Source organism: Gordonia sp. B8661-1 (genome assembly GCF_059427765.1).
In genome coordinates this window covers 270,235-282,250 of record NZ_JCAHRL010000001.1, presented here as the reverse complement: position 1 = coordinate 282,250, position 12,016 = coordinate 270,235, and the positions used below count along the sequence as shown (strand labels likewise).

The 12,016-nt window shown below is 64.8% G+C and carries 12 protein-coding genes; 6 read left to right on the top strand and 6 right to left on the bottom strand.

What is annotated here, in order from left to right:
- The first annotated feature begins 80 nt into the window (after positions 1-80).
- Both AC4JJG_RS01320 and AC4JJG_RS01315 read left to right on the top strand, forming a co-directional pair.
- A complete protein-coding gene (locus tag AC4JJG_RS01320) occupies positions 81-935 on the top strand; it encodes a phosphatase PAP2 family protein (RefSeq protein WP_495399312.1) in 855 nt (284 codons plus the stop codon).
- A gap of 236 nt (positions 936-1,171) precedes the next feature.
- On the top strand, positions 1,172-2,728 hold the full coding sequence (locus AC4JJG_RS01315) for an alpha/beta hydrolase family protein (RefSeq protein WP_495399313.1): 1,557 nt from the start codon (positions 1,172-1,174) through the stop codon (positions 2,726-2,728).
- A 57-nt stretch (positions 2,729-2,785) separates the two neighbouring features.
- On the opposite strand, the gene greA is transcribed toward AC4JJG_RS01315, so the two are convergent.
- The 3 genes from greA to AC4JJG_RS01300 all read right to left on the bottom strand — a co-directional run bounded on the left by greA (position 2,786) and on the right by AC4JJG_RS01300 (position 4,647).
- Positions 2,786-3,277 carry a transcription elongation factor GreA gene (greA, locus tag AC4JJG_RS01310; protein ID WP_495399315.1) on the bottom strand — a complete coding sequence of 164 codons (492 nt, stop codon included), beginning with the start codon at positions 3,275-3,277 and terminating at the stop codon, positions 2,786-2,788.
- Between the two features lie 135 nt (positions 3,278-3,412).
- Entirely contained in the window at positions 3,413-4,177 is a 765-nt protein-coding gene (locus AC4JJG_RS01305) for a queuosine precursor transporter (RefSeq protein ID WP_495399316.1), read from the bottom strand.
- Complete coding sequence (locus AC4JJG_RS01300; protein ID WP_495399317.1) at positions 4,174-4,647, bottom strand: DUF4307 domain-containing protein; 474 nt, start codon at positions 4,645-4,647, stop codon at positions 4,174-4,176. Before AC4JJG_RS01300 ends, AC4JJG_RS01305 begins: the two co-directional genes overlap by 4 nt.
- Positions 4,648-4,754: 107 nt before the next feature.
- Between AC4JJG_RS01300 and mca the strand changes: the two genes are divergently transcribed.
- Genes mca through AC4JJG_RS01285 form a run of 3 tightly spaced genes read left to right on the top strand, consistent with a single transcriptional unit; the run spans position 4,755 to position 7,959 of the window.
- On the top strand, positions 4,755-5,606 hold the full coding sequence (gene mca, locus AC4JJG_RS01295) for a mycothiol conjugate amidase Mca (protein WP_495399638.1): 852 nt from the start codon (positions 4,755-4,757) through the stop codon (positions 5,604-5,606).
- Positions 5,603-5,926 (top strand): hypothetical protein, encoded by a 324-nt coding sequence (locus AC4JJG_RS01290; RefSeq protein WP_495399318.1) that lies wholly within the window; start codon positions 5,603-5,605, stop codon positions 5,924-5,926. The genes mca and AC4JJG_RS01290 overlap by 4 nt, the downstream gene beginning before the upstream one ends.
- Before the next feature lie 20 nt (positions 5,927-5,946).
- A complete protein-coding gene (locus tag AC4JJG_RS01285; RefSeq protein WP_495399319.1) occupies positions 5,947-7,959 on the top strand; it encodes a thioredoxin domain-containing protein in 2,013 nt (670 codons plus the stop codon).
- Positions 7,960-7,963: 4 nt separating this feature from the next.
- Here the strand turns inward: AC4JJG_RS01285 and AC4JJG_RS01280 are convergent, their stop codons facing one another.
- The 3 genes from AC4JJG_RS01280 to AC4JJG_RS01270 all read right to left on the bottom strand — a co-directional run bounded on the left by AC4JJG_RS01280 (position 7,964) and on the right by AC4JJG_RS01270 (position 10,454).
- Positions 7,964-8,584 carry a histidine phosphatase family protein gene (locus AC4JJG_RS01280; RefSeq protein ID WP_495399320.1) on the bottom strand — a complete coding sequence of 207 codons (621 nt, stop codon included), beginning with the start codon at positions 8,582-8,584 and terminating at the stop codon, positions 7,964-7,966.
- 449 nt (positions 8,585-9,033) lie between these two features.
- Positions 9,034-10,143: a polymorphic toxin type 44 domain-containing protein gene (locus AC4JJG_RS01275; protein ID WP_495399321.1), complete on the bottom strand. Its 1,110-nt coding sequence runs from the start codon at positions 10,141-10,143 to the stop codon at positions 9,034-9,036.
- On the bottom strand, positions 10,143-10,454 hold the full coding sequence (locus tag AC4JJG_RS01270; protein WP_495399322.1) for a hypothetical protein: 312 nt from the start codon (positions 10,452-10,454) through the stop codon (positions 10,143-10,145). The genes AC4JJG_RS01275 and AC4JJG_RS01270 overlap by 1 nt, the downstream gene beginning before the upstream one ends.
- A 477-nt stretch (positions 10,455-10,931) precedes the next feature.
- On the opposite strand from AC4JJG_RS01270, the gene AC4JJG_RS01265 reads away from it, so the two are divergent.
- A complete protein-coding gene (locus AC4JJG_RS01265) occupies positions 10,932-12,008 on the top strand; it encodes a 3-deoxy-7-phosphoheptulonate synthase (protein WP_495399323.1) in 1,077 nt (358 codons plus the stop codon).
- Positions 12,009-12,016 lie beyond the last annotated feature (8 nt).

The window sequence follows — 12,016 nt, the reverse complement described above, 5'->3', positions numbered from 1 at the left end:
GACCCCGCGTTGTCCGTGACTAAGGTGTCAGTGGTAGTTGATACTTACAACTTAAATGATGGTAGCCGAGGGGTGAATGGATGACGACGATCGAGGAGCGCGAAGCGCCCGCGGAACCACCTGCCGGTGATCCGGTGCCATCGGAGCCGGTTCGCCGGAACCGCTTGTCCGCCATGATCTCGGCGGTCGGGACATACCTGTCGGTGCCGCACTGGTGGATCGAGATCGCACTCATCTACGTCATCTATTCGGTGTATTCCACGATCCGGAACTCGGGCGGACACGACATCCCTCGCGCCTTCGGCAACGGTGATGCCGTCCAGCGACTACAGGAGCGCATGCACATCGCCGTCGAACTACCGGTGAACCGGTGGGTGCACGAGAACGGCGTCATCGCGAATCTCTCTGCGCTGGAATACCATACGCTTCACTGGTGGGTGACGGTCGGCGTCGTCGTCTGGCTGTTCTGGCGCCGTCCGGACGCCTATCGCAAGGCGTCCCTCGTGCTCGCCCTCACCACACTGATGGCACTGGCCGGGTTCTTCCTCATGCCCACGGCGCCGCCGCGCATGTATCCCGGCTACGTCGACATCATGGCGCAGACCTCCGGCTGGGGATGGTGGGAGGGTTCCGGCTCGCCCGGTCCGGAATCGGTGACCAATCAGTTCGCCGCCATGCCCTCGCTGCACTGCGGATGGGCGATCTGGTGCGGCCTGATGATCGTCCTGTTCGCCCGCCGCACCTGGGTGCGGGTGCTCGGCGTGCTCTACCCGGTCGTGACCGCGTTCGTGGTCGTCGGCACGGCCAATCACTATGTGCTCGACGTCGTCGCCATCCTGCTGGTGATCGCCGCGGCATGCGCGATCGTGTACGGCTGGGCGTCGTTCGGCCGTCGGCGCGGCGCCGCCCCGCGTCCGGCGCGACTACCTGTGTAGTTGCTGTATGTTTTCACCTGCACGTTTCTCGATGTGGGCACCCGTTAGTCCGTTCGGATGAAATTTCACCACCGATACACGATATTGAACTGCTTCGGTCGGTGTTGACTCTTTTTGCGCCTTACGCTGCGAATGTCCGATCCGGTGAGCACACCGGCGGGAGGTCGTCGGGGTGGAAGAACGGTGGAACGGCTGTGGCAAATTCGGGTGGGAAACATCGGGCCGAGAATCGGGGCATGACCGGTATGCGTGGCGGCCGGCATCGCGCACGTCCGGCGTCCGCCGGGTCGTTCGGGCGTCGCCTGCTGTCGACGACGGCGACAGCGTGCGCCGTCTGCGCGGGGGCGATACTTCCCGTCGCAATCGCATCGGCCACACCGTCGCCGGTCCTGGAAACACTTGTCGCGGAGGGGGTCGTCCGCGACGGGACGCAGCCCACGAACCCGCATGACCATTATCCGGATCTGCCCGCCTCGACCATCATGATCGTGACGCCGGGCACCGACGACTCCACCCTGTACCCGCGGATCAACCCCCTGATCGGCAAGCGGGAAACGGTGATCGTGGTCTACCCCGAGTCCTTCGGGCCGTTCACCGGTGGCCGGTCGGGTGCGTTCGGGCCGTTCGCGCCCTCCTATGAGCAGTCGAAAAAGGTTGCCGTAGAAGGAAACCGGCAAGTCATGACCGCTCTGGGCGTCGACCGAGCGAATGGTCCGCACGTCGTCTACACAGGATTCTCGCAGGGTGCCGACGCCCTCGGTGATGCGGTGGAACAGGCGCATGCCGCCGGAACCGATCTCAGCAATTCCCGGGTGATCCTGGTGTCCGACCCGCGCGGTCCGTGGGGGATCAAACCATGGCTGGCCGGGACGCCGTTGGCCTCGGTCTCGAATGTCATCGGGGTGACGTCGAACGGGGTGCGCGATCCCGGGGCATCCGGCGACGTGCCGGTCACCTCGGTGATCATCGTCGGCGATCCGGTCGGCAACTTCCAGTGGGTCTGGCATCGCCCGATCAGTTCACTGCTCGTGAACGCCGCGGGCTTCCTGACCATCCATGCCGGCGCAGGCAGCCAGAACTACGGCACCCTCGACGCACTCGGGCCGCCGACCGAGTTCCACAGTGTCTCCGGTAACACGACCTATCAGATCTACAACGCCGTACATCCGCTGGCCCAGGTGGTCGAGCTGGTCCATCGTGAACTCGGAATCCCTTACACGGCAACGGATCTGCAACGATGGAATGCGCAGGCGGAAGCGTTCTATCCGATGCAGCGGCCCACCGCGGCGAACGCGGCCGTGCCGGTGGTCCCGGTGACGGCACCGACCACGTCGAACGGCTACCAGGTCACCGTGCCGGCGGAGGTCGCGACCGGCGCCGTGCCTGCGGGTGCGGTGGAACGGGCCGAGCCCGTGAACGCCCCCGCGCCGGAAGTCGCTGCGCCCGAGTCGGAATCGGCCCCCGCGCCGCAGCAGTCGCAGCCCGATCCGGAGCCGGCACCCGATGCGCAAGCGGCCGGGTCGACCGAATCCGGGACCGGGACCTCGTCGTCGAAATCCGATGACGACACGGCCGGTGCCGGGGAGTCCGGCACCGGTGGCGGTGGTGGCACCGAGAGTTCGAACACCGAGAGTTCGAACACGGCGAGTTCGGACACCGGTGGCTCGGTCACCGAGAGCTCGACCACCGGGAACTCGACCACCGGTGGTTCGGACAGCGGGGGATCCGACGCCGGCGGGTCGACGTCGAGCGGTGGCAGCGGCGACGGCTCGTCGAGCGGATCGGACGACTAAAGACCTGTGGCCTGAATCCGCACCAGGCGGATTCAGGCCACAGACCGGGGGAAGAACTCAGCCGTGATACGGCTCGGCGCTGACGAGGGTCACACTGACCACGGCGCCGCTGGGCACGGTGTATTCGCGGGTGTCGCCGACCTTCGCGTCGATGAGCGCGGCACCCAGCGGTGAGCTGGGGGAGTAGGTCTCGAGAGACTCCTTGCCGCCCTCTTCACGGGTCGCGATGAGGAAGGTCTCCTTGTCCTTCTCGTCGCCGTCGTAGTACACGGTGACGACGGAACCGGGGAGCGCCACACCCGACTGGGTGGGGGCCTCGCCGACCTTCGCGTTGTTCAGCAGTTCCTGCAGCTGGCGGATACGCGCCTCCTGCTGACCCTGCTCCTCGCGTGCCGCGTGGTAGCCGCCGTTCTCCTTGAGGTCGCCTTCTTCGCGGCGCTCGTTGATCTCGGCGGCGATGACCGGTCGATTGGCGATCAACGAATCCAGTTCGACCTTGAGGCGGTCATGCGATTCCTGTGTCAGCCATGTCACCTGGGTGTCGGTCATCGATTGCTCCTTTTGTCGTCCGCGGCCCGAACGCGGTTGCACGATGTGCGTGCAGCTGGGCATGGACTGCTCTAAATGCAGCAACACGACCCCTTTCGGAGCCGTGCGTCCCAGCAGTCTACCAGTGAATGAGAGTCAAAGCACATTCTTGTCGCCCGTACGGGCGACCTCGAGCGCTTCCTGGTACGAGGGTTCGCGCCGCTTCAGCCAGCCGCAGAAGGCATAGGTGACGGGCATGATGGCGATCTCCACGAGGGTCTTCCACACGAAGCCGATGATCGTGTAATTCCAGAACACACCCCAGCTCGTGTAGCCGAGCGCCGAGGCGGCGATGGCGCAGAACACCAGCGTATCGGCGAATTCGCCGACGATCGTCGACCCCAGCAGTCGAGCCCAGAGGTGACGCTCGCCGGCCCGCTCCTTCATCTTCACCAGGACGAACGAGTTCAGGAATTCGCCGGCCAGATATCCGGCCAGTCCGGCGAGCAGGAACTGGGGCACGACACCCGCGACGCGTTCGAAGGCCTCCTGGCCGTCGTAGTCGGGATGCGCGGGGAGATGGATGGTCAGCCAGAAGCAGACCGACGCCAGCAGCAGCACCGCGAATCCGACGAGGATGGCCCGGCGCATCGCCTTGAAGCCGTACACCTCACTGATCACGTCACCGATCACGTACGCGAGCGGGAACAGATAGAACGCACCATCGGTGACCAGGCCGTCCATCTGGAGCGGACCCCACGACACGTTCAGCCAGCTCTCGAACAGCAGCACGCCCTTGGTGCCGGTGATGTTGCTGATCAGCATCACACCGACGAACAGTGCCAGCAGGTACGCGTAGAACGGGCTCGAGGCCTTCGCGAAGACCGCGCGCCGCAGATCGGCCCCCGACGATCCGGTCACTGTGACGACTGCGTGAGGTAGGCCGGGACGTCGGCGGTGCAACCGAACACCTCGCCGATCACCGGGGGTTTGGATGTCGATACCTCGGTGCGCGCGCCGATCTGTTGCTGTGTCGCGGGCGGGAGGAGGACCTCGCGACGCCCGGTCTCGTCACCGTCGCGGGAGCGCGCCCGTACGACGCAGGCCACCGGCTTCGACGGATCCGGCCGCGTGACCGTGTACTGCACGGCGACCGTCGAATCGTTCAGCAGTTCGTAACCGGTGACCTCGCCGGACACCTCGGCGTTGCCGAACTTCACGAAGCCGAGCGTGGCGATGGCCACACCGGCCACCACGACGAGCGCCGACAGTCCGATGAACCAGCGACGACGACTCGAGGCGGAGCGTTCCACCGGGTATGTGGCGCGGGGACCGCTGGTCGGGCCGGGACCGTTCGCCGGCGGCGCGGTCCCCCCATCAGAACTTGTCACGCGTCAATACCTACCATGGTGTGAAGCACTGTGAGCAGGGGCCGAACCGAAGGTGAGGAAGCGTGACCGAATCTCGCACCGGCGGGGCATACGCCGGGCTCCGCCTGATGGCGGTCCACGCGCATCCGGACGATGAGTCCAGCAAGGGTGCGGCGACGATGGCGAAATATGCGGCCGAGGGGGCCGAGGTGCTCGTCGTGACCCTCACCGGTGGTGAGCGCGGCGACATCCTCAATCCGGCGATGGATCGTCCGGGGGTCAAGGAGCGGATGACCGAGGTCCGCAAGGAGGAGATGGCCAACGCGGCGGCCGCTCTGGGGGTTGAGCAGACATGGCTGGGTTTCGTCGATTCGGGTCTGCCCGAAGGTGATCCGCTACCGCCGGTGCCGGAGGGCTCCTTCGCGGCCATCGACATCGAGGAACCGATCGAGGCGCTCGTCCGTGTGGTCCGCGACTTCAAGCCGCACGTGATGATCACCTACGACGAGCACGGCGGGTACCCGCATCCCGATCACATCCGCGACCACGAGGTGTCGGTCGCGGCGTTCGAACGTGCGGGCGACCCGGAGTGGTATCCCGAGGCCGGGCCGCCGTGGACGGTCTCGAAGCTCTATTACACACACGGATTCATCCGGGACCGGATGGTGCTGTTCTCCGACGAGTTCGAGAAGAACGGCGAGGAGAGCCCGTTCAAGGAATGGCTGAGCAAGTGGGATTCGAGCCGCGGTGACCTGATGGGACGCGTCACCACCCAGGTCGAATGCGGTGACTACTTCCCGCAACGTGATGAGGCGCTGCGGTCCCACGCGACGCAGATCGACCCGAACGGCGTGTTCTTCGCGGTGCCGCTGGAGTGGCAGCAGCGGCTGTGGCCGACCGAGGAGTACGAGCTCGCCAAAACACGTGTGAAGACCTCCATCCCGGAGACCGACCTCTTCACGGGAATCGAGCCGTCATGATGTTGCAGACCATCGCCCTGTCCGTGCACGGCGCGGCCACCGACCTGACGGTGCTCGCGGCGCAGCAGGAACCCGAGGGGCCCGAGTTCGGCAAGGCCTCACCCTTCGGTCTGCTGATCATCGTCGTGTTGCTGGTGGCGACCGCCCTGCTGATCCGGTCGATGAACCGTCAGCTGCGGAAGCTCCCGGAGACCTTCGACACCGAACACCCCGAACCCGACCAGGCCTTCGACGACGGTACCGATCGCGTCGGGGACGAGGGCGCGACAGCGACCGGCACCGGCACTGCCGCGGACGACCGGAAGTCGGCGGAGAAGTAGCACGGAAAGGACGATGCGCGATGAGTGACCCGGTCGGCCGGAATCTACTCGCCGCATCGACGAGTCCGTATCTGCGTCAGCACGCCGACAATCCGGTGCACTGGCAGGAGTGGGGACCCGACGCGCTTGCCGAGGCACAACGTCGGGACGTCCCGATCCTGCTGTCGGTCGGATATGCCGCCTGCCACTGGTGCCATGTGATGGCCCACGAGTCCTTCGAGGACGACGACATCGCCGCCACGATGAATCGGGATTTCGTGTGTGTGAAGGTCGATCGCGAGGAGCGGCCCGACATCGATGCGGTCTACATGGCGGCGACGGTCGCCATGACCGGGCAGGGCGGCTGGCCGATGACCTGCTTCCTCACACCGGAGGGCGACCCGTTCTACTGCGGCACCTACTATCCGGCGACGCCACGCCACGGTATGCCGTCCTTCCCTCAGGTACTCGCCGCGGTGAGCGAGGCGTGGCAGCAACGGCGCGCCGAGATCACCGAGATGGGCGGCACGGTGCGAGAACACCTGCAGGCCAACACATCGGCGCTCCCGCTGGGCGAGCTGGTGGTCGACGACGAACTCCTCGCACATGCCGTCGCCTCGATCCTGGCGGACGAGGATCCGGGGTCGGCGGGCTTCGGCGGCGCACCGAAGTTCCCGCCGTCGGCGGTCCTCGAAGGGCTGATCCGCGCCACCGAACGCACCGGTGATCCCGCCGGACTGGACGCCGCCCTGCGTACCGCGAATGCCATGGCCCGCGGTGGCATCGCCGATCAACTGGGCGGCGGATTCGCGCGCTACGCCGTCGACTCCGCCTGGGTGATACCGCATTTCGAGAAGATGCTGTACGACAACGCGCAGTTGCTGCGGGTCTACGCGCATCTCGCGCGGCGCACCGACGATCCGCTGTGTACCCGGGTCACGGAGGAGATCGTCGGATTTCTCGAACGCGACCTCCGTGTCGCGGACGGCTGGGCGTCGTCGCTGGATGCCGACACCGACGGCGTCGAGGGTGCGACCTATGTGTGGACGCCGGATCAGCTCGTCGATGTCCTCGGTGCCGACGACGGCGTCTGGGCGGCGCAGTTGTTCGCCGTCACACCGGGCGGGACCTTCGAACACGGAACCTCGACGCTGCAATTGCCCGTCGACCCCGACGATGCCGACCGGTTCCGGTCCGTTCGTGACCGGCTGATGGCGGCTCGCACACGTCGCAGCCAGCCGGGGCGCGACGACAAGGTGGTCACCGGCTGGAATGCCCTCGCCGTCACGGCGCTCGTGGAAGCCGGTGTGGGACTGGACCGTCCGGACTGGGTCGCGCGGGCCGCAGAGGTGGCGGGCACTCTTCTGGACCGGCATCTCGTGGACGGCGTGCTGCACCGTTCGTCGCTGGGCGGGACGGTCGGTGCGCCCGCCGCGGCGCTCGACGACCATGCCGCACTGGTCACCGCGCTGCTGACGCTCCATGCGGCCACCGGGGACGTCACCTGGCGGGATCACGCATTGTCATTGCTGGACAGCACGATCGAGATCTTCGCCGATCCGGCCGAGCCGGGATCGTGGTTCGACGCGGCCGGCGACGGACTCATCGCCCGCCCACGGGATCCGGTCGACGGTGCGACACCGGCCGGAGCGTCGTTGCTGGCCGAAGCCCTGCTGCTGGCGTCCGGGCTCGCACCCGACGGCGCCCGCTACGCGCAACTGCTCGACGAGACGATGCGACGGGCGGTGGTACTGCTCGCGAAGGTGCCCCGATCGGCGGGGCAGTGGCTGGCCGTCGCGGAGGCGTGGGTGGCCGGACCGCTGCAGGTGGCCGTCGCGCAACCTCTGGCCGCGGATTCCGACCTACTTCGGCACGTGTACCGGGTGGCGCCCGGCGGGACGGTCGTCGTTGGGGGACAGAAGGATTCGTTGCCGCTGCTGGATGATCGCGGTCCGGTCGACGGTAGAGCCGCGGCCTATGTGTGCCGGGGGTCGGTGTGTGCGCTGCCCGTGACCACCCCGGCGGACGTGGACCGGCTGCTCGGCCCGCAGTAGCGAGCTACAGGGCGGAGTGACCGGCGGCCGCTCCGCGCGGACCGACGAGTGCGCACAGCCGCCGTTCCTGCGGGAGTTGCGACAGCAGTGCGGCGCCCGCGGGACGAAGATCGATGTTGACGCCGAGGGAGATCGGCCAGCCGAGGAACCGGCAGATGAAGGACCGCAGGAAGTGGCCGTGCGCCACCACGATCACATCCGAAACCGTCATCCGCTCAGAGACTTTCGCGACCGCCTCGTCCACACGACGGGTCATGTCGGCCACCGATTCGCCGTTGCGGCCGCCTCCGGTCCAGATCGTCCAGTCCGGGTCGAAGTCCGCGTGCACCTGATGCCGCGTCAAGCCCTCGTACTCGCCGTAATCCCATTCACCGAAGAGCTCGTCGATCTCGTCGGGGTGCAGCCCGGCCAGTTCCGCGGTCCGGCGCGCACGGGTCCTCGGGGAGACGTAGACGTACGGGTCGCGGAGACCGAAGCGGTCGGCGATCCCGACCAGCTCCGCGGCATCGGCCTCACCCTTCGCGGTGAGCGGGATGTCGGTGCGGCCGGTGTGCCGGTCGGTCAGCGACCATTCCGTCTGACCGTGTCGGATGAGCAGGACGTGGCGGGTGACGGGAGTGGACATGATTCGAGGGTAGAGCCGTCGCGAGGTGTGCTGGTTGAAACTGTGTCTGACGAGGTTGGACGGATCGCCACGGGACACCGGCGGTCAGATGGGAACCCACGCGGGCCACCACGCCGGCAAATTGTCAGGCGCGCATGCCGCTACGGTGATCGGGTAGTCCACAATCGGTTGCTTCTGCGCAATGAAGACCCAGGCGACCACGACTGCGATGGCGATACTCGCAACAGTGAGTGTGACAAGGTGACGGCGGAGTAACCACCACACAGGAACGCAGAGAACGACTGTTGCGAACCACATCGTCGCCGTCGAGGTCAGGTAGTCGAAACCGCTACCTGCGCCGCCGATGTCACATGCGGACCAAGCGGCGAAGACCAGGTAAACGCCGGAGATACTGATTGCCGAGGCTGCTACGAGGTTGGCCGTCAGGACCCACGTCAATCTCCAATAGCTCATGGCATCTCGTACCTGATTTGGGGTACGTCTTTGCCGGATGCCTTCGCTGCTTCGAGTTTGTCGACAACATCCGCAACGCCTTTGTGGAATTCAGCTTCGGTCATGTCTGCACCATATTTTTCATAAAGTGCAGCGCCTGCGCGGACGACTATCCGGTCACCCTCGTCGTTGTCGCCTGCTCCGGGTGCTGAGTCCGATGCGGTGACGAGCTCTCCGGTGGTGAATCCTGCCGCGCGACCGATAAATGCGTAGTGCAAATTTGAATAAATATCGTCACTGACTGTGCGGTTTGTGCCAGGTTGCGAAAAGAAGCGGTCGTCGTCTGTCTTAACGTTGAACATTTTGGCAAGAATTGGCTTGTGGTCCCATGGGCCACCTGCTCGGACCATCTTTGCGAATGCTACGGCGCCCCCAGCTTGGTTTAACAAGCCCGCCATTCCTGTTCCGTCGGTATCTAGAAGGCCCGCATCTTTACGGCTCGCAATGTTCTTAAATTCTTTTGACTTTAAGTTTTTCATAATCTCCCCGAGAATATATTTCTCGGCGGCATTGTAGTTTCGTTCTTTGATCGACGTCACACTGTTTCTTATGCCTTCAAATTTCAGTATCATTAAGGCCGTCATGTTGGATAGGGCATTTGCAACTTCGCGGTCGGCGGACTGTAGCTGAACGGCTGATTCATGTATCTCGTCCTGTAGCTGACGCGCGATTGCTGCGTAGGAAACTGATTGCTCCTCCGTGGCCGGTCCGTACCGGGACACGGTTAAGGCATCACTTACTTCATAGCCCTGGGATTCGGCTGCCAGTACTGCCATTTTCGTCCGATTCAAGGGTGTGGAGATATTGTAGTAACCCTCGATTAGCCTATTGCCTGCCTCTTCAAGCGTATCGACCATGCGGTATGCAGTGCGCTGGTCTGCGGCAGCTCGTTCTTGTGCGGAGTCGGCAGTCAATCCGGACCAAGGCTTTCCGTCTACCTGTGTCACTGCAGACAGGTAGCGTTTGAAGACGTCGACCGAGTCGCCAGAGAGTTTACTGATCTGGCCGGCTATCAGTAGGAGACTTTGAGGATCGTATTGTTCTATCTGGGTTCGGGTGAGGAGCATTAGGGTTTTCCGCCCCAGTCGCCTGAAGTCTGAGTGTAGATTTCCGCTATTCGCTCGGCTGCGTTGCCATCCGCATCGGCAAACTGCTTGGCGACTGTGGCCATGAGTTGACCAACCTCGCTCAATCGCTGCGCCATCGCGGGAACCATTGTGGCATTAATATTCTTTGCCATGTTGATGGCCTCTTGCGTAGATTGTAGTCCGTTGGACGGGTCGCTAGGTAAGCCTTCAGGAGATGCAGAGAACTGGTTTATCTCATCCGCAAGGGCCTGCATAGCCGTTGCAATCCTGGCCAGAGCGTCCAGGTCCACTGTGAGTCATCGCTACTCCTCTGAGTTATGTTGTGACTATATCGTGAACGGTGCGCCAAGACAATCGTAAGTTCAGTGGACCGGGTGATTTGATACCCAGTTTCATTCAATCATCTGACTTCGTTGGCGTTTACTCATGGACTAACCCCCGTTTCGTGATCCGACGTCGTGAGGTACGAGTTGGCGAAGCTGCGCCTCGCGCACACCACCTGCTCGAGGGGCGCGTTGGGTTATCCAGGGCGACTTCGTGCTACGGTGGTCGGCGTGAACATCACCGTGCGCGCCTATTGGCGCTTTATCGAGGCTCCGGGTGAGCCTGCGATGAAGCGCTGACTTTCGCACGCACGCAACCCGGAGCCCCGAGCAGCAGCCATTCGGCTGCTGCTCTTGTCATTTCCAGGCCTCCGGGACATCGCCGAGCAGCGGCTCCACGATCACCGGGGACCATCCAGGGCAACAACCCGAAAGGTACCGATCGTGACCACCACGCCCGACCTGACCGCCGCCTCGACCTCGGACAGACGGATCACCGCGTTCCGCGCCATCCCGTCGCCGGACACCATCCGCAGCGAACTCCCGCTCACCGCACGTCGTGCCGTGACCGTGCAGACCGATCGCGAGGAGATCGCCGACATCCTGGCCGGCCGCGACGATCGGCTGCTCGTCGTCGTCGGCCCGTGTTCGGTGCACGATCCGATCGCGGCGCTCGACTACGCACGCCGCCTCGCGCCGCTGGCTCGCGAGTACTCCGATCGGCTGAAGATCGTGATGCGCGTGTACTTCGAGAAGCCGCGCACCACCATCGGGTGGAAGGGCCTCATCAACGACCCCGGCATGGACGGCACCTTCGACGTCGAGCGCGGACTGCGCACCGCGCGCTCACTGCTGCTCGACATCATCGACCTCGGGCTGCCCGTCGGTTGTGAATTCCTGGAACCGACCAGCCCGCAGTACATCGCCGATGCGGTGGCGTGGGGTGCCATCGGTGCGCGCACCACCGAGTCGCAGGTGCACCGTCAGCTCGCCTCCGGATTGTCGATGCCGATCGGCTTCAAGAACGGCACCGACGGCAACGTGCAGGTGGCCATCGACGGCGTGAAAGCCGCTGCCGCGCAACACGTCTTCTTCGGCGTCGACGACTTCGGGCACGGTTCGGTGGTGGAGACCGCGGGCAACGAGGACTGCCACATCATTCTGCGTGGCGGTACACACGGTCCCAACTACGACGATGCGTCGGTGTCCTCGGCCGTCGCAGCGCTGGCGAAAGCGTCACTGCCGCAACGGGTCATGATCGACTGCTCACACGCCAATTCCGGCAAGGATCACCTCCGGCAGGCCGAGGTTGCGCGCGAGATCGCCGACACCGTGGCCGCCGTCCGGTCCGCCGGTGAGCAGGTCACCGTCAGCGGTCTGATGCTGGAGAGCTTCCTGGAGCCCGGCGCACAGTCGCCCGATTCCCACGACCTCACCTACGGTCAGTCGGTCACCGACAAATGCATGGGCTGGGAGGCCAGCGCCGCCGTGCTGGCGGCGCTGGCCCGGGCCCAGGGCTGACCGGTCGG